Origin of the sequence: Lonsdalea britannica (assembly GCF_002111595.1) — a bacterium.
Taxonomy (GTDB): Bacteria; Pseudomonadota; Gammaproteobacteria; order Enterobacterales; family Enterobacteriaceae; genus Lonsdalea; species Lonsdalea britannica.
In genome coordinates, this window is record NZ_LUTN01000002.1 from 82,952 (window position 1) to 99,886 (window position 16,935).

Below are 16,935 nucleotides of genomic sequence, written 5' to 3' on the forward strand. Positions count from 1 at the left end.
AATATCGCCCGCCAGAGGGGGACCTGACGGACATGGCGTTGACCTGCGGATCATGTCGCGTCTTACGTCGTCCGTGACGGCGGTCAGCCTTGAGTCTTATCCCGTCAGTCAGGCGCTGGTATCAGCCCACCACCTGCTGGGCGTAGGCAAACAGCGACTTCAGCAACTGGGCCTTCTTCTCGTCGTCCTGATGCAGCTGATACAGCTCATGGAGGTTATTCAGGTAGGTCTCCAGACGCGCCGGTGTAAAAACCTCTTTGCGGTGCTGCAACCAGCGCTGCTGCTCGCGGTCATCCAGCGTGGCCGGATAATTGCGAGCCCGAAAGCGGAAGAGCAATTCTGCAATACGACCATCGGCGAATTTCAGATCGAGCGCGGGCAGGTTTTGCGGCGAGGTTTCCTGAATAATGGTCATCGCCGCCCGGTCTGCCTCGCTGAAAAAGCCATCGTACAGTTGAAGATCCACATCGTCAGCGGCGGCGAAAGCGGGCGCGTCGGCGTACAGCGCTACCGCTTTTTCCCGCACCAGCGGGTGTTGACGCAGACGTTGCAGGTTATCGAGACAGTGCTGTCGGTCAATCCCCAAGCGCGCCGCGTCTTCCGGCCGCAACGTACTGGCGGGCGCGAGTACGGGACACTTGTTGATCTGCACCAGCTTGATGGGAACGGGGGCCTGACCTGCTTCCAGTTGGTCGCGCTTGGTGTACAACCGCGTGCGCAGTTCATCAGGCTCCAGCTCCAGCAGCGGCGTGATATCGCCCGCCAGGTCGCACATGATCACCGCGTTGCGATTTTCCGGGTGCCAGGCGAGCGGCACAATCCAGCTGGTGTTACCGCGCGCCGCGCCGAACATGCCGGACACGTGCATCAGCGGTTTCATGTTCGGGATATCAATCAGCGCGTTGACTTTATTCTTGTTGCGGAGCTGAAACAGATAGTCGAACAGCTTGGGCTGCGCGGTTTTCAGCCGTTTAGCCATCGCGATCGTCGCGTAAACGTCGGACATCGCATCATGCGCGTGGGCGTGTTCGACGCCGTTCGCTTTAGTCAGGTGCTCCAGTCGGAAGCTGGGCAGGCCGTCTTCATTTTCCGGCCAGACGATGCCTTCCGGTCGTAGCGCGTAACAGGCGCGGAGCGCATCCAGCAGGTCCCAGCGGGAGTTGCCGTTTTTCCAGCTGTATGCGTAGGGATCGTAGAAGTTACGGTAAAAAATGTTGCGGCTGACTTCATCATCGAAACGGATGTTGTTGTAGCCTAAGATACAGGTGCCCGGCACGCTAAAGGCTTCGTGGATTTGACGGGCGAACTCCGCCTCGTTAACGCCTTTGCTTTTGGCGATTTGCGGCGTGATACCGGTGATCAGAACCGCTTCCGGCTCCGGCAGATAGTCGTCCGTCGGCTGACAGTAGATGACCAGCGGTTCACCGATGATATTGAAGTCCATATCGGTGCGTACGCCTGCGAACTGCGCCGGTCGGTCCCGGGCCGGATGCTTGCCGAAGGTCTCATAGTCGTGGATGAAAAATGTCGGAGTGCTGGGTTTGTTGGACACGCTGTTTCTCTGTCGGTTGCGAGGACCCGCCGGATACGCGTGCATCGGGCGCGTCGAGTGCGAATGGGAGGTTTCGCTTACGCGCCGGTAAACGAAACATGACATGGCGGCAATGGTAAACCATATCGTCGCCCGGCAGAAGTCGGCGGGAGGAATCGGTGTTGTCCGTGGAAGCGTCCCGGCGCGGTCGCCGGGACTGGGCAAGAGGCGGTCAGCAATCTTCGATAATCAGATAAGCGGCGTTAACCGGGCCATGTACCCCGATCACTTTGCTCAGCTCGATGTCGGCCGTGGAGCTGGGACCGCCGATCAGGTTAATGCAGGAAGGCATACGCTCTCCGGCCTGCGCCATCTGATGCAGACGCTCTGCCAACTGCGCCACGCGGGGCAGAAGCGTGCTCTTGCGCACCACGAAAATGGATGAGGGGGGCAGCAGGCTCAGCGAGCGTGGACGTTCCGGCGCAGAAAACAGCACGACGCCGCCGGACTCCGTCAGTCCGTATTCGGCGAACACGACGCCGACATCGGCCTGCTCGGCGGCATGAATATTCTCCTCACCCTGTGTGGCATCCCATTCCTGCGCCGCAAACCCGTCCTGAAGCGCGGTCGTGATCCCCAGCGCTTGTAAGCGGGCATCTCCGCTTATCACGACAGGGGGCTGACCTTCGTGCTGCGCCCGTTGCTGTTCGCGGTTGTCAATATAGTGCTGACAGAGTTCGCGCGCGGCCTGCGCGGCGTGCTGTTCGCTCGTCAGTCGGCAGGTGACCTTGAGCGTTTCTTGCGCCAGTTTGACAAAGGCATCGCAGCGTTGCTGAAGGGAAAGATCCGCAAGCCGGGTCTTTTCATAGCGGCAAACCGGCGGAGGCACGGCGGCGGGTTGATGGCGCACCGGACGACCCAACTGCTGGGCTATCTGGGCCAGGAATGTGTCGCGATTGGCATTTCCCATCACTGTTTCTCCTCTGTGTTCGCCTGATGCTGCTTAAACCAGCTGCGAAAGCTTTCGCCGTCGCTCTGCGGCAGATCCCGCGCTTCTGTCCATTTGCCGATGGCGCCGATATTCAGGGGGGCTTTGCCGTTTTTGATAAACCAGTTGACTGCGTGGGCGCCGCTGACCATACCGACTTTCCACAGGGTTGGGTGGCTATTGGCATAGGTAAACAGGCGCGTTGCGATCTGTTCGGCTTTCGGCGGCAGGCCTGCGTCGACCATCTTGCGGCGATGTTTAAGGATCAGCTGCGCCAGCGGAATTTTGACCGGGCAGACGCTATTGCAGGCGTAACACAACGAACAGGCGTAGGGCAGGTCTTTGAAATCGGCGTATCCGCCCAACAGGGGAGACAGTACGGCGCCGACCGGACCGGGATAAATCGAACCATAGCCGTGACCGCCGATATGGCGATAAGCCGGACAGGTATTCATGCACGCGCCGCAGCGGATGCAGTGCAAAATATCGCGGAATTCGGAACCGAGCACGGCTGACCGGCCATTATCGACCACCACCAGATGGAAGTCCTCGGGGCCATCGACGTTGTCCGCCTCTCTCGGGCCAGTCAGCCAGGTATTGTAGCCGGTCAACTGAGCGCCCACCGCGCTGCGGGCCAGTAGCGTTATCAGCACGTCCACTTCCTCGAATGTGGGCGCGAGACGCTCCATGCCCATCACCGCGATGTGCGTTTTCGGCAGCGTGGTACACAGCCGTGCGTTGCCTTCATTGCTGACCAAACACACTGACCCGGTTTCGGCGACGGCGAAATTGCAGCCGGTGATGCCGATATCCGCGCTAAAGAACTGCGGCCGCATCTGCTCGCGAATAAATAGCGTCATCGCCTCCGGGGTGTCGGAGCCGGTGTAGCCCAGCGTGTCATGCAGAATTTTGCGGATCTGATGGCGATCTCGGTGAATGGCGGGGACGACCACATGGGATGGAGCGTCGTGGGCGAGCTGCAAAATATATTCGCCAAGGTCGGTTTCAATAACGCTTAACCCGGCGCCTTGAAGCGCGGCATTGAGACCGATCTCCTCGGTGACCATCGACTTGGATTTGACGATCTTCTTCGCCTGCTTCTGCTTCGCGACCGTGAGAATATAGTCCGTCGCCTGCGCTTTGGTGGCGGCAAAATAGACGTGTCCGCCGTTTTTAGTCACATTTTCGGAGAGTTGATAGAGGTAGGCGTCCAGATTTTCGAGGACGTGTCGCCGGATTTGTTCGCCGCGGCTGCGCCATGACTCCCAGTGTCCGAGGTCGTCGACCATTTTTTGTCGGTTAGCGCCGATGCGCTCCTGAGCCATCGCCACTGCCTTGCGCATGACGCCGTCGTCAATCTGTTCGCGGATCCGCTCATGAAACGGGACATCGCTGGTTTTAAGATACATGTTGGCTCCTTAGTGGCTCATCAGCACGTCGGCGATGTGCATCACCTTCACGGATTTGCCTTCGCGATGGAGACGTCCGCCGATGTTGATCAGGCAGCTGACGTCGGCGCCGATGAGGTAATCAGGATTGGCTTCCATCATGTGACTGACCTTTTCTTTCACCATTTCGCCGGATATTTCCGCCATCTTGACGGAGAACGTGCCGCCAAAACCGCAGCAGGTTTCGGCCAGCGGAAACGGGACGATTTCCAATCCCTGGACATGCTCCAGCAACGTCATCGGTTCATGCTGAACGCCCAATTTGCGGAATAGGCTGCAGGAGGGGTGATAAACCGCCTTGCCCGGCAAGGCTGCGCCCACGTCCACGACGTTGAGAGTATTCACGATGAAAGAGGTCAGATCGTAAATCCTGTCGGCGACCTTTGCCGCGCGCTTTGCCCACTCAGGATCGTCATTCAAATAATCGGGATAGCTTTTGATGGCGTAGGTGCAGGAGCCTGCCGGAGAAATAATGGGGTCGTCATTTTCTTCCAGCGCGGCAATCAGGTTTTTCATGCCGGGAATGGCGTCGGCGGTATATCCGGCATTTAACGCCGGTTGGCCGCAGCAGCCCTGTTTCTGTGGAAAGTGGACGGTACATCCCAGTTTTTCGAGTAGTAATACCGAGTTGCGCGCCATGTTTGATTTTAGCGCGTCACCAATACAGGTGACGAAAAAGTTCACATTCACTTGCTTGCCTCTCTGTGATTCCTTTGCATGAGAAAATCATGCGCCCGTGAGCGGGAAAATAGTGTGATAGGCGTTGTTGATTATTTCCGAATAACGGCACTGAACATGTCGAATTAATCCATTTTCGATGATTTATAGCGCCTGATAATATTTTTCTGAATAAATTATTGATTGCCGGAAAGATAATGAAGGGTAAGGCGACGTGGTCCCTCATTAATTTTTAGAATACGTGGAAGTATAATGACACCTCCTTTTTTGTTTCGGTTTGTTACCGCTGTTTATCGTCGGCGTAATAACCGATGGCCGTGGCAAATCCCTTGTTTAATATAATGACGCATCGAAAATATTGGCGTCCATAAGCCATACTGGCCTTGAGATAATCGCCACAATCGCGAGAGCGTGTGGAGTAGGCCAACCCTTCGCGAAGAGAAAGGCGGGCCATACAAGATCTCAACGGTGGACGCGTTGAGTCGCATAGACCTATGCGGCTAAAATTGTACGAAGAGTGGTCGGTCGGCCGCCATGCAATGCCGTCCTTCGGCGGGTGGAGGGGAAAGCGGGTGAAAGAAAGTGAAAACAATGATAAAACAAGCTCATCTGTAATCGCCGTCGGCATCCGGCAGTGGCTGCAATCAGTCAATACCGACTTGTCGTAAAGAACTGCTAACCTGTATGTTTAGCACGGGCGGTTTCCGCATCTTGAATCTTAATATGAGTTAAGTAAGGGTAGAAAATGGATAAGGGTAACAACAAACCGTGTTTCCAGGACGTATTGGCGTTTGTGCGTACATTCCGTCGTAAAAACAAGCTGCAGCGTGAAATCGCCGATAACGAAAAGAAAATTCGTGATAACCAGAAACGTGTGTTGCTGCTGGACAACCTGAGCGAATACATCAAACCGGGTATGTCAATTGATGATATTCAGAACATCATCGCCAACATGCGTAGCGACTATGAAGACCGTGTTGATGAATACATCATCAAAAACGCGGATCTGTCGAAAGAACGCCGTGAGCTGTCACGCAAAATTAAAGAAATGGGTGAAATCAAATCGGCCGCTGAGACCAAATAACCCGTTTCATGACCTATCAAAAGGATCGCCTCGGCGATCCTTTTTTTTTGCCTGCGCTCACCACGATCCCCTCTACATCACCTCACTGACCACATTTCTCCGCTCAAACGTTGTTGCACGGCATTGCATGCCTGTTTGCGCAGTGGCTCGCGCTTCAACCACTGGCCGCTGTGATTTCATCACGATGAAAAATAGACTGGGTAAAGGGATAAAGACGCCGTCCGACGGGCGGGCTGAACGGTCAGGGAGTGCCGCTTTCCTATGTCGCTGAATGTCATGGCGCTTGCGCTGATAAGCGGTATGTTGCCGCTGCTGTGGTTGCCGCAAATCCCGTCGACAAGCGTCTTGTTCGCCTTGCTGGCCGCGCTAATCCCGGCCTACCGTTACCTTCCCGGCACGCTGCGCCCCGGAGTCCTGGCGGGATTTGCGCTGGTGTGGGGATGTCACAACGCCGGACAGGCCGTCGGTCAGACGGTGGAGCTGACATCGCGTCCGGTGACGGCAGAGGTGGCGATCGCCAGCGTACGCTTTGGTGCGCAGCCGGAAGCGGCCCCGGTCGTACGTCTGATTCGGGTCGATGAACGCTGGCTGTTTCCTCCGGTCGCGGTCCGGTTAAATTCAGGCGCGGCCCTGAACGCGTGGTGCGGCGGGCAACGCTGGCGTCTGCGGCTACAGCTGCGGCCCGTACACAGTCGGCTGAACGAAGGCGGATTCGACAGCCAGCGCTGGGCGCTGGCCCGCAGGCAAACGCTGACGGGAGCCGTTCAACACGCGACGGTGCTGGATGCGCGCTGCGGAGTTCGGCAGGACATCGTGACGACGGTGGAACGTCAGACTCAGCGCCTGCCGTGGCGTTCGATTCTGTTGGCGCTGACGCTTGGCGAGATGGCGACCGTAGACGACGACACTCAGGCCCTGTTGCGTCAGACCGGCACGATGCATCTGATGGCGATATCTGGGTTGCACATCGCGCTGGCGGCGCTGTTGGGTTGGGGGCTGGCGCGGGGCATGCAGAGCCTGTTTCCGGTGCATCGTATTGGCTATCGCTTTCCGTTGATCGTCGGGCTGTTCGCCGCCCTGAGCTATGTCTGGTTGGCGGGCGGCAATCCTCCGGCGGTCAGGGCCGGTCTGGCGTTGAGCGTGTGGACGTTGCTGCGACTCACGGGCGTCAGCTGTACGCCGTGGCAGGTCTGGCTGGGGTGCGTGGCTTTGATCCTGACCGGCGATCCGCTCAGCGTGCTATCGGACAGCTTCTGGTTATCGAGTTTCGCCGTGGCGGCGCTCATTTTCTGGTACCAGTGGGCGCCGCTACCGGCATGCTGTTTGCGGCCCAAACGCTGGGTATGGCTCCGCTGGCTGCATCTACAGACGGGCATGACGCTTTTGCTGCTGCCGTTGCAGATTGTGTTGTTCCACGGCGTCAGTCTGACATCTCTGCCCGCAAATCTATGGGCCGTGCCGCTGGTGTCATTTGTGACGACGCCGCTGGTGCTGGTTGCGCTGCTCTTGTCTTTCGCGCCGGACGTTAGCGCCATTTTTTGGTGGTTGGCCGATCGATCGCTGACGGCCGTATTCGCACCGCTGGCAGGGTTGCCCTCCGGCTGGTGGGCGTTAGGGGAGCAGGCATTGCCGTTTAGTCTGTCCGGGTGGCTGGCGGTGGCGATCTGGCGTTTTGCCTGGTGGCGCTATGCGCCTCTCAGCGTGATCAGTCTGCTGCTGATCCTGCTCCTTCGGCCAAAAGCGCCTGCGCCCCTGTGGCGGGTGGATATGCTGGATGTTGGTCACGGGCTGGCCGTCGTCATCGAGCGTCACGGTAAAGCCGTGCTTTACGATACGGGGGCGAGCTGGGCGGGCGGCACTATGGCGAGCCGTGAAATTGTGCCCTACCTCCGATGGCGGGGGCTGGAACTGGAGCGGATTATCGTGAGCCACAGTCATCTGGACCACCGCGGTGGACTCATCGAACTGCAGCGGCAGTTTCCTGCGGCTCAGGTGTACAGCCCGATGACCCAGAAGGGACATCAACCGTGTCTGCAAGGTCAGCAATGGCACTGGCAGGGATTACGTTTCAGGGTGTTGTGGCCACCGAAAGCTGTCCACGATGCGGGAAACAATGACTCCTGTGTGGTCGCGGTCGATGACGGTCAGTTTCGAGTGCTGCTCACCGGTGACGTTGAGGCCAAAACGGAAGCGATACTGTTGCGTACTCAGCGGCTGGCGCTGGCGGCGGATATTTTGCAGGTGCCGCATCACGGCAGCGCGACCTCTTCGTCGTCGCCCTTTATTCGTGCGGTGGGGGCGAAATGGTCGGCGTCGTCCAACTCCCGCTATAACCCGTGGCGGCTGCCGTCGGTGAAAGTGCGGCGACGCTATCGTCAGCTGGAGCACCCTTGGCACGACACGGCGACGTCCGGTCAATTCAGCGTGCGCTTTTTCTTAGAAGGCTGGCAGGCCTTTGGCTTTAGGGAGGACATCTCCCCGCGTTGGTATCATCGCCGTTTTGGCGTCAGTCCCGAGGCATCATGAACGCGATGGTATTGCGAGGAGAGTCAACGGTCGCCGACGTTAAGCGAATTGGACGCCATCTTCGTAGCAGGCGGAGTCGCGTGATGGGGGAGATCTGTTATTTGCCAGGAGCGGCGTGAAATGCCTGATCGAGGTCGAAAGGGAGGGATACACCAGGCGGTCAGGCGTCTCATCATTATCCCTCTCGACGATCAAACCGGTCAACGAAACAGGCCTGCGCGAAGTTCTAAATTGTCACTGCTGCTTTAACCACACGGTCGGCCGCTCGTGTTGCTAGCGTGTTGGTGTTAACCACCGTCTCTTCGCTCATCATATAGGTCAGGATGGAATGATCGTGGTTGATTTCTATCATGCGATAACCCAGATACTTTTTGCCCCAATTTCCTCCCACGTGTCCGTCGAAAATATAGGGAATGTTATTACGGGTCAGCACTTCATCGCGGTCGTGGTCATGTCCGTTAAATACCGCTTTAACGTTAGAATAGGCCGATAACGTTGAAGCGATGGTTTCGCATTGAATCGAGGCCTTAGCCGCGCCGACCGGATTGATGTGCATAAAAATGAAAATGCCGTCTCAATCTTTTTGCTGCTCTAATTTTTCATTCAGCCATGACAGATCGGGGCATCGGTAGGTTCCCGTCAGATCCGAGGTATCCATGAACAGGAACGCGTCATTTCGTAATACCCGGCTATGGTTAAAAGGCTGATGGAATTGCGCCACCCAGAGGTCTTCCGTCACGCGATCGTGGTTCCCGCGGGTGACAAAATAGGGGATATCCAGACGGTCGAGGTGCGCGCGGGCAGGAGCAAGAAAACGCGGCTCGTTATGAATCAAATCGCCGTTGAACACCAGAAAATCAATGGGCTTTTTAGCGTTAAAGGCATTCACTTCGTCCACCATTCGGGTGAAGTTGTGATCGTATGCGGTATTTTCCTGTCCGTAATGTCCATCCGAGACAACCACAATGCGCGTTTTAGTTTTTGCCGAACGGGTGTTTTTTCCAATATGGCATCCGCTTAGCATGACCCCGGCCGAAATAAATAAAAAATTCCGTCTGGTTAACATATTTCCTCCTGAATATTATTAGCGCGAAAATAAAATCGGCATCAGCGTCTTTCATGAGCGTGGATTATTCATGGCTCGCGATGACGTCATTAAAATCACTCTACAAATCCAATGTTTCTGAAATATGGCGGGCGTTGTCTTATCGTGCGGGGAAATAGCGTGCGCGATGCTTTTGCCGGGCAGAAAGAATATTAAACGAAGCGCTAATACCGCGTGGAACCACACAGGAGGTGAAGGAAAGTTCGTCGAGGTCGGGTAACGACACGCCGTGCTTACACGTAAATGCACTGATGCGGCATTTCCACATATCGCCCTGATTCCCCTTTGGTCTTTCTCACGGGGCCATGAATGGGTAATATAGGCGGCTATTTCTATAGGCTCAGGTTTATTGCATGATTAATGATCAAGATCTTTCCACATGGCAGACATTCCGTCGCCTATGGCCGATGATCACGCCGTTCAAGACGGGGTTGGTCGTCGCAGGCGTCGCACTGGTAATGAATGCCGCCAGCGACACGCTTATGTTGTCTTTGCTCAAGCCGTTGCTGGATGACGGATTTGGCAAGGCTGACCGCAACGTGCTGGTGTGGATGCCGTTAGCCATTATCGGGCTGATGGTGATGCGAGGGATCTCCAGCTACATCTCCAGCTATTGTGTGGCGTGGGTCTCCGGCAAGGTCGTAATGAACATGCGTCGCCGGTTATTTAGCCACATCATGGGAATGCCGGTTTCGTTCTTCGACCAGCAGTCCACAGGGACGCTGCTGTCGCGAATCACTTATGACACCGAACAGGTGGCGGCTTCCTCGTCGGACGCGCTGGTGACCGTTATTCGTGAGGGCGCCTCCATCATCGGCCTGTTCGTACTGATGTTCTGGTACAGCTGGCAGCTTTCGCTGATCCTGATTGTGATCGCGCCCATTGTCTCCTACAGCATTCGTCTGGTGTCTAAGCGCTTCCGTAACATCAGTAAAAACATGCAGAACACGATGGGGCAGGTGACGACCAGCGCGGAGCAAATGCTCAAAGGGCATAAAGAAGTCCTGATTTTCGGCGGCCAGAAAGTCGAGTCGGAACGCTTTGATTCGGTGAGTAACCGCATGCGTCAGCAGAACATGAAGATGGTGTCTGCGTCCTCCATTTCCGATCCCGTGGTGCAGTTTATTGCCTCTCTGGCGCTGGCCTTTGTGCTGTATGCCGCGAGCTTCCCCTCCGTTATGGAAACCCTGACCGCCGGGACCATCACGGTCGTCTTCTCCGCCATGTTTACCCTGATGCGCCCGCTGAAATCGCTGACCAACGTTAACGCGCAGTTCCAGCGCGGTATGGCCGCGTGCCAGACCTTGTTCACCATCCTGGATATGGAACAGGAAACCGATAAAGGCAAACGCGTGATTGAGCGCGCCAAAGGCGACCTGGAGTTCCGTCATGTCGACTTCGCTATCCGGGCAAGGAAACGCTGGCGTTGAACGACATCAGCCTGCATGTGCCGCCGGGTAAAACCGTCGCGCTGGTGGGACGCTCTGGCTCCGGCAAGTCCACCATCGCTAATCTCATTACGCGTTTTTACGATATCCAGTCAGGCGAAATCATTCTGGATGGTCACGACCTGCGCGACTACACGCTGTCTTCTCTGCGTAATCAGGTTGCGCTGGTGTCCCAGAACGTACACCTGTTCAACGACACCATCGCGAACAACATCGCCTATGCCTTCGACAAATCGTTCAGCCGTGAAGATATCGAACGCGCGGCAACCATGGCGCACGCGATGGACTTCATCAGCAAGATGGAGAACGGACTGGATACCGTGATCGGCGAAAACGGCGTGCTGTTGTCCGGCGGACAACGTCAGCGTATCGCGATAGCGCGCGCGCTGCTGCGCGACTGCCCGATCCTGATTCTGGACGAAGCCACCTCGGCGCTGGATACCGAATCCGAACGCGCGATTCAATCGGCGCTGGATGAACTGCAGAAAGACCGTACCGCGCTGGTCATCGCTCACCGTCTCTCGACGATTGAAAATGCCGACGAGATTCTGGTGGTGGAAGACGGTCGCATTATTGAACGCGGCAATCATCACGATCTGATTACCCGTGATGGCGCTTACGCGCAGTTGCACAAGATGCAGTTTGGCTCATGATTGACCGCATCTGGTCAGGACGCTCTCCGCTCTACTGGCTGCTGATCCCGCTATCGCTGCTCTATGGCGCGGTAAGCGGGATTATTCGCCTGAGCTATCGTTGGGGGTGGCGCCATGTGTGGCGCGCGCCTTTGCCGGTGGCGGTGGTGGGGAACCTGACCGCGGGAGGCAACGGTAAAACGCCGGTCGTCATCTGGCTGGTGGAACAGCTGCAGCAGCGAGGTTACCGCGTCGGCGTGGTTTCGCGCGGTTACGGCGGAAAAGCGGAACGCTATCCTCTGGTCGTTTCACCCGACGTCACCACCGCTCAGGCAGGTGATGAACCCGTACTGATTTTTCAACGCACGGGCGCGCCCGTTGCCGTTGCGCCCCAACGCCGCGAGGCCGTAGAGGCGCTGTTGGCCGCCTATCCGCTCGACATTGTGATCACCGACGACGGCCTGCAACACTATGCGTTGGCGCGGGATGTCGAAGTGGTGGTGGTCGATGGGGTACGCCGTTTTGGCAACGGCTGGTGGTTGCCCGCCGGACCGATGCGCGAACGGGCCTCCCGTCTGGCCTCCGTCGATGCGATCATCGTTAACGGCGGCGATGTTCAGCCCGGCGAGATCGCCATGCAGCTGTCTGCGGACGAAGCCGTTAATCTCGTGACCGGCGAACGACGCCCGGTATCGGAACTGCCGCCGCTGGTGGCGATGGCGGGGATCGGGCATCCGCCGCGATTCTTTGCCACACTCAAACAAAAGGGCGCGACCGTGGAGCATGAGGTCGCGTTTGCCGATCACCAGGCCTATTCGCCTGCCCAGCTTGCGTCGCTACCCGGCGGCGAACAACAGGCGCTGATCATGACTGAAAAAGACGCGGTGAAGTGCCGCGCTTTCGCCAAGGCTAACTGGTGGTATTTACCGGTCACCGCCGAGCTATCCGCGGCGCCCGCCGAGGCCGTATTGGCACGGCTCGAACAACTGATCGCACAGTATCGACAGGGCAACCCGAACGCCTGAAAAGGCGCGTTGCCTCTCATTGACAAAGAGCTTCTTGATGGAGGAAGCACGATGGATCATCGTTTACTTGAAATAGTCGCTTGCCCGGTCTGTAACGGCCGGTTGGTCTTCGATAAAGAAAAACAGGAACTGATCTGCAAGATAGAAGGTCTGGCCTATCCCGTACGCGACGGCATTCCCGTCCTGCTGGATCATGAGGCCCGCCATCTGACCGCCGACGAGACCGCAAAATGACGTTTACCGTAATTATTCCGGCCCGCTTCGCCTCCAGCCGTTTACCGGGCAAGCCGCTGGCCGACATCAACGGCAAACCGATGGTGGTCCACGTCATGGAACGCGCGCAGGAGTCGGGTGCGGAACGTGTCATTGTGGCCACCGACCATCCTGACGTCGAGCAGGTCATTCGTCAGGCGGGCGGTGAAGTCTGTCTGACTAGCCCGGATCACAGCTCAGGAACGGAGCGACTGGCGGAGGTGATTGAACGCTACCGTCTCCCGGATGATGAGATCATCGTTAACATTCAGGGCGATGAACCGATGATCCCGCCGGTCATCGTGCGTCAGGTCGCTGAGAACCTGGCGGGAAGCCGGGCAGGGATGGCGACGTTAGCCGTGCCGATCGTCGGCAGCGAAGACGTCTTCAACCCCAACGCGGTGAAAGTGGTGAGAGACGCCGAAGGCTATGCGCTGTATTTCTCACGTGCGCCGATCCCGTGGGACCGCGAGCGTTTCGCCCAGTCGAAAGAGAACGTCGGGGATCACTTCCTGCGTCATATCGGTATCTATGCCTACCGGGCGGGTTTTGTGCGTCGCTACGTCAGTTGGGCGCCGAGCGAACTGGAAAAAATCGAATTGCTGGAGCAGTTGCGCGTGCTCTGGTACGGCGAAAAAATTCATGTGGATGTGGCGAAAGCGATTCCGAGCGTCGGCGTGGATACGCCGGAAGATCTGGCGCGCGTGCGCTTGGCGATGGCCGGCGGCTAACGCTTTTCTCATTCTCGTTTAGGTACGACGACAGGCGGACATGATGGCCGCCTGTTTTTTTGGTGAAATCCGGGACGAAACACGATCAATCCGGATTTTCAGGCCGGACTGAATCGTCCGGTATCGGTCACGATCAGCGCGTTTAATTAGAAACGCCGTCTGATGAGGCAAGGCGTTCAGCGAAGACTGCCGAGATTGCCGGAGGATGTCATGTCACCGTGTCAGGCGAGTGGGACAACCTCAATAGCATTAATGAAGACCATAAAAGGAAGGCGTTCTACATGGAAATGAGTAACACGATCTGCTCAACGATGGCATTGGGCCTGCTTGCCGCTACTGCCGCACCGGCGAGCGCGGCCACTTATTATCTCTCACCGACCGGTAATGATAACGGCACTGGCACCCTCACCGCGCCCTGGAAAACATTTGGACGGGCCCAGCAAACTCTCGCGCCCGGAGACAGGCTATGGATCCGCGGCGGTATATACAGTGTTACCGGGGGCGTCAACCGGTGCGCGAGTCGTACCGATATCGTCAATGCGGTGACGTTGAATAAAAGCGGAATGGCGGGCAAACCCATTCAGTATTGGGCTTATACGGGTGAAACGCCGGTGTTCGACTTCAGCAAAATGAAGGATGACTGCCGCATCAAAGGATTCAATGTGGCGGCGAACTGGGTGTCATTGAAGGGGCTGGAGATTGTGGGCGTTCGGCAGAATAATAATCTCAACCACGAATCCTGGGGCGTGTGGATCAAGGGCAGCAACAACACGTTCGAGCGATTGAATATCCACCACATCATGGGAACCGGGTTGTTTTTGCAGAATGGCGCCAACAATCAGGTGATTAACTGCGACTCCCATCATAACTACGATCCGCTGACGTCGAACGGCGCGGGGCAGAGCGGCGACGGCTTCGGCGTCCATATCGCCGCCAATCAACCGGGTAACCTGCTGCGCGGCTGCCGGGCCTGGTCGAATTCGGACGACGGTTTCGATTTCATCAACGCCTACTCGCCCGTGGTGGTTGAAAACTCCTGGGCGTGGCTGCACGGATATCTGCCCGGCACCACCACCTCGCTACCCGCCGGTAACGGCAACGGATTTAAAATTGGCGGATACGGCGCACGTTACATCGCTAACGCCCCCAAACACACCGTGCGTCACAGCGTAGCGTTCCTGAACAAAAGCGCCGGTTTTTACGCTAACCATCATCCGGTCGCCAATAACTTCTTCAACAACACCGGTTACCAGAATAAACCTAATTTCAATTTGCTGGGCATCAGCGCCAGCGGGGCGGAAATCGGACTGGGCGTTGTTCGCAATAACATCTCATACGGCGGTCTGTCGTTGTCACATTCGCAGGGTGCGGATATGCGCTACAACTCGTGGAATCAGGCTAAAGTGCTGTCGAATGCCGAGTTTGAGAGCGTTGCCGTCACCGGCTGGGATGCCAAGCGTCAGTTGGACGGCAGTTTGCCCGCGCTGAAAAGCCTGCATTTGTCCGCCGGCAGTTGGCTCATCGACAAGGGCGGCAACCTCAATTTGCCGTATAAAGGCGCGGCGCCTGACCTCGGCGCTTTCGAACGTCAGTAATCCCTATCACTCTTTGCGCAGAACCTTTTGCTATTCTTTAGGTTCTGCGCCCATCATGGGCAGATTCAGGCTTTGTTTGATCTGTATTGAGGAAAACCGCCCCCCGCAGCGGCATGGTACGATCGACAAGCCTCCCCCTTCAGTCAAGGTCTCATGCTTATGGAATTGCTTAAAGCCGAGTTGAGTGCGGTATTAGGGGAACCTCTTAGCCGCGTCGAACGTATTAGTGAACAACCGTATGCGCATCTGTACGCCATGTATGACAAGGAAGGTCATGCGATTCCGCTGCTGGTCAAAAGCTATGTGTGTCAGGGCGTCGCTCAGCAGGAGGCCTACAAACTGAGCATGCTGGCGCGCGAAGGCGACGTGCGGGTGCCGACCGTTTACGGAATGGTGATGAGTCAGCATCCGTCGCATAAAGAGTTGTTGCTGCTGGAGCGGCTGCGCGGCGTGCCGGTCGAAACGCCGACCCGCACGCCACAGCGCTGGGCGTCGCTCATGGACCAAATCGTGGATAGCGTTCTGGCCTGGCATCGCATTGACAGCCACGGCTGCGTTGGGTCGGTCGATAGCATTCAGGAAAACAGCTGGCCCAACTGGTACGCCCAGCGGCTGGAGGTACTGTGGTCGACGCTGATGCTGGTGCAGACCCCGCTGCTGACGCGGGAAGACAGGGCGCTGCTGTTCCGATCTCGTCAGGCGCTACCCGCGCTATTCCGGGACTTTAACGATCCCTGCGTGCTGGTGCACGGAAACCTGTCGCTGCGCAGCATGTTGAAAGATAGCCGCAGCGATCAACTGCTGGCGATGATCAACCCAGGCATGATGCTGTGGGCGCCGCGCGAATACGAGCTGTTCCGGTTGTGTGACGAAGGGATGGCGGAACAACTGCTGTACCATTATTTGCGTCGTGCGCCGGTGTCAGAAACCTTTGTTTCCCGACGCTGGCTTTACGTCGTGTGGGCTGCCGTATCTCGCTATATTCACACCGGCCAGTTGGACCGTGAGCTGTTCGACCGGGCGTCGCGAGAGCTGCTGCCCTGGCTGGATTAGTCCGTCGTCGCCTGCGTTCCTCTGATCTTCTGCCACAGGCCACCCAGCGTTTCATACCACGCCCGCTCGCTGTGCGAGAGATTCAGCGCCGACGGGAACAGTTTTTCCCACGGGTTCAGCGGAGAGGTGATCGCCAGCTGATTAGCCGGGGCGGGGATCGGATGTAAGCCTTGTCCCTCGAAGAAGCGCATGGCGCGCGGCAGATGGTTGGCGGAGGTCACCAGCAGGAAAGGCTGCTGTCCTACCAATAGCGCCGTACCGGCCGCTTCCTCCGACGTATCACGCGCTGTCCCCACCTGCAGAATATCTTCCGCTGGTACGCCCAGACTCTCCGCGACTCGCGCGGCGGTGCTGGCGCTGGTGACCGGATTGCCTTTCGCCGCGGCGCCGGTAAAGATCAATTTGGAACCGGGGTTGGCATGGTAGAGCCGAATACCTTCGGTGACGCGCGGCAGACTGTTGCCGACCAGGTTTGAGCTGGGCGCCACTCGGGGTTGTAAGTATAGCCGCCGCCAAGGACGACGATATAGCCGACCCGCGGCTGGCCGGGCTGCCAGGTGGGATAGGTGGACTCCAGCGGAAGTAAGAGTCGATCCGCCACTGGCTGCAGGCTCAGCAAGGTCAGCGTCAGCCAGCTCACCGTCAGGATGACGCGTCCGGTCTTCTGGCGGCGGGTGAACCACAGCAGCAGAAGCGCGATCCCCATCAATAACAGCAAAAGCGGCAGCGGCTGCAACAGGCCGCCCACATACTTTTTGAGGTCAAACAGCATAAAATAGCATCCAATTTGAGTGAAAAAGCGCCATCCAGGCGGAGAACGTGGTCTCAGGCGATTCATT

The 16,935-nt window shown here is 57.3% G+C and carries 13 protein-coding genes and 2 pseudogenes; 8 read left to right on the top strand and 7 right to left on the bottom strand.

Annotation, left to right across the window (positions count from 1 at the left end):
• Positions 1 to 121 precede the first annotated feature (121 nt).
• The 4 genes from sbcB to AU509_RS01815 form a co-directional block, all read right to left on the bottom strand.
• Positions 122 to 1,552, bottom strand: a complete 1,431-nt coding sequence (gene sbcB, locus AU509_RS01800) for an exodeoxyribonuclease I (protein ID WP_176223441.1) — start codon at positions 1,550 to 1,552, stop codon at positions 122 to 124.
• A 211-nt stretch (positions 1,553 to 1,763) separates the two neighbouring features.
• On the bottom strand, positions 1,764 to 2,501 hold the full coding sequence (locus tag AU509_RS01805) for a LutC/YkgG family protein (protein ID WP_094117510.1): 738 nt from the start codon (positions 2,499 to 2,501) through the stop codon (positions 1,764 to 1,766).
• On the bottom strand, positions 2,501 to 3,928 hold the full coding sequence (locus AU509_RS01810; protein WP_094117511.1) for a LutB/LldF family L-lactate oxidation iron-sulfur protein: 1,428 nt from the start codon (positions 3,926 to 3,928) through the stop codon (positions 2,501 to 2,503). The genes AU509_RS01805 and AU509_RS01810 overlap by 1 nt, the downstream gene beginning before the upstream one ends.
• A gap of 9 nt (positions 3,929 to 3,937) precedes the next feature.
• Positions 3,938 to 4,657: a (Fe-S)-binding protein gene (locus tag AU509_RS01815; RefSeq protein ID WP_094117512.1), complete on the bottom strand. Its 720-nt coding sequence runs from the start codon at positions 4,655 to 4,657 to the stop codon at positions 3,938 to 3,940.
• A gap of 733 nt (positions 4,658 to 5,390) precedes the next feature.
• Here AU509_RS01815 and AU509_RS01820 point away from each other — a divergent pair.
• Both AU509_RS01820 and AU509_RS01825 read left to right on the top strand, forming a co-directional pair.
• The gene (locus AU509_RS01820; RefSeq protein WP_026740414.1) at positions 5,391 to 5,729 is read left to right on the top strand and encodes a DUF496 family protein; all 339 of its coding nucleotides are present in this window, start codon (positions 5,391 to 5,393) and stop codon (positions 5,727 to 5,729) included.
• 261 nt (positions 5,730 to 5,990) lie between these two features.
• Positions 5,991 to 8,255, top strand: coding sequence for a ComEC family protein (locus AU509_RS01825; RefSeq protein ID WP_094117513.1), 2,265 nt, complete (start codon positions 5,991 to 5,993; stop codon positions 8,253 to 8,255).
• A 226-nt stretch (positions 8,256 to 8,481) separates the two neighbouring features.
• On the opposite strand, the gene AU509_RS01830 is transcribed toward AU509_RS01825, so the two are convergent.
• Positions 8,482 to 8,811 (bottom strand): metallophosphoesterase family protein, encoded by a 330-nt coding sequence (locus tag AU509_RS01830; protein WP_094117514.1) that lies wholly within the window; start codon positions 8,809 to 8,811, stop codon positions 8,482 to 8,484.
• 18 nt (positions 8,812 to 8,829) lie between these two features.
• The gene (locus AU509_RS01835) at positions 8,830 to 9,321 is read right to left on the bottom strand and encodes a metallophosphoesterase family protein (protein WP_094117515.1); all 492 of its coding nucleotides are present in this window, start codon (positions 9,319 to 9,321) and stop codon (positions 8,830 to 8,832) included.
• A gap of 392 nt (positions 9,322 to 9,713) precedes the next feature.
• On the opposite strand from AU509_RS01835, the pseudogene msbA reads away from it, so the two are divergent.
• From msbA to AU509_RS01865, 6 genes and pseudogenes are all read left to right on the top strand, one after another.
• Positions 9,714 to 11,461 (top strand): annotated as a pseudogene (msbA, locus tag AU509_RS01840) (lipid A ABC transporter ATP-binding protein/permease MsbA).
• Entirely contained in the window at positions 11,458 to 12,465 is a 1,008-nt protein-coding gene (gene lpxK, locus AU509_RS01845; protein ID WP_094117516.1) for a tetraacyldisaccharide 4'-kinase, read from the top strand. The pseudogene msbA and the gene lpxK overlap by 4 nt, the downstream one beginning before the upstream one ends.
• A gap of 51 nt (positions 12,466 to 12,516) precedes the next feature.
• Complete coding sequence (locus AU509_RS01850; RefSeq protein WP_026740410.1) at positions 12,517 to 12,699, top strand: Trm112 family protein; 183 nt, start codon at positions 12,517 to 12,519, stop codon at positions 12,697 to 12,699.
• Positions 12,696 to 13,448 (top strand): 3-deoxy-manno-octulosonate cytidylyltransferase, encoded by a 753-nt coding sequence (kdsB, locus tag AU509_RS01855; protein ID WP_085651663.1) that lies wholly within the window; start codon positions 12,696 to 12,698, stop codon positions 13,446 to 13,448. Before AU509_RS01850 ends, kdsB begins: the two co-directional genes overlap by 4 nt.
• A gap of 281 nt (positions 13,449 to 13,729) precedes the next feature.
• Positions 13,730 to 15,043 (top strand): pectate lyase PelN, encoded by a 1,314-nt coding sequence (pelN, locus tag AU509_RS01860; RefSeq protein WP_094117517.1) that lies wholly within the window; start codon positions 13,730 to 13,732, stop codon positions 15,041 to 15,043.
• Between the two features lie 159 nt (positions 15,044 to 15,202).
• Positions 15,203 to 16,096, top strand: coding sequence for a YcbJ family phosphotransferase (locus AU509_RS01865; RefSeq protein WP_094117518.1), 894 nt, complete (start codon positions 15,203 to 15,205; stop codon positions 16,094 to 16,096).
• On the opposite strand, the pseudogene elyC reads toward AU509_RS01865, so the two are convergent.
• A pseudogene (elyC, locus tag AU509_RS01870) lies at positions 16,093 to 16,868 on the bottom strand (envelope biogenesis factor ElyC). The gene AU509_RS01865 and the pseudogene elyC overlap by 4 nt on opposite strands.
• Between the last annotated feature and the right edge of the window lie 67 nt (positions 16,869 to 16,935).

Excerpts from the sequence above, each read along its gene's own strand:
- AU509_RS01805 (WP_094117510.1), bottom strand. The coding sequence starts at position 2,501 with ATGGGAAATGCCAATCGCGACACATTCCTGGCCCAGATAGCCCAGCAG.
- AU509_RS01810 (WP_094117511.1), bottom strand. The coding sequence starts at position 3,928 with ATGTATCTTAAAACCAGCGATGTCCCGTTTCATGAGCGGATCCGCGAA.
- AU509_RS01820 (WP_026740414.1), top strand. The coding sequence starts at position 5,391 with ATGGATAAGGGTAACAACAAACCGTGTTTCCAGGACGTATTGGCGTTT.
- AU509_RS01825 (WP_094117513.1), top strand. The coding sequence starts at position 5,991 with ATGTCGCTGAATGTCATGGCGCTTGCGCTGATAAGCGGTATGTTGCCG.
- AU509_RS01830 (WP_094117514.1), bottom strand. The coding sequence starts at position 8,811 with ATGCACATCAATCCGGTCGGCGCGGCTAAGGCCTCGATTCAATGCGAA.
- AU509_RS01835 (WP_094117515.1), bottom strand. The coding sequence starts at position 9,321 with ATGTTAACCAGACGGAATTTTTTATTTATTTCGGCCGGGGTCATGCTA.
- lpxK (WP_094117516.1), top strand. The coding sequence starts at position 11,458 with ATGATTGACCGCATCTGGTCAGGACGCTCTCCGCTCTACTGGCTGCTG.
- AU509_RS01850 (WP_026740410.1), top strand. The coding sequence starts at position 12,517 with ATGGATCATCGTTTACTTGAAATAGTCGCTTGCCCGGTCTGTAACGGC.
- kdsB (WP_085651663.1), top strand. The coding sequence starts at position 12,696 with ATGACGTTTACCGTAATTATTCCGGCCCGCTTCGCCTCCAGCCGTTTA.
- pelN (WP_094117517.1), top strand. The coding sequence starts at position 13,730 with ATGGAAATGAGTAACACGATCTGCTCAACGATGGCATTGGGCCTGCTT.
- AU509_RS01865 (WP_094117518.1), top strand. The coding sequence starts at position 15,203 with ATGGAATTGCTTAAAGCCGAGTTGAGTGCGGTATTAGGGGAACCTCTT.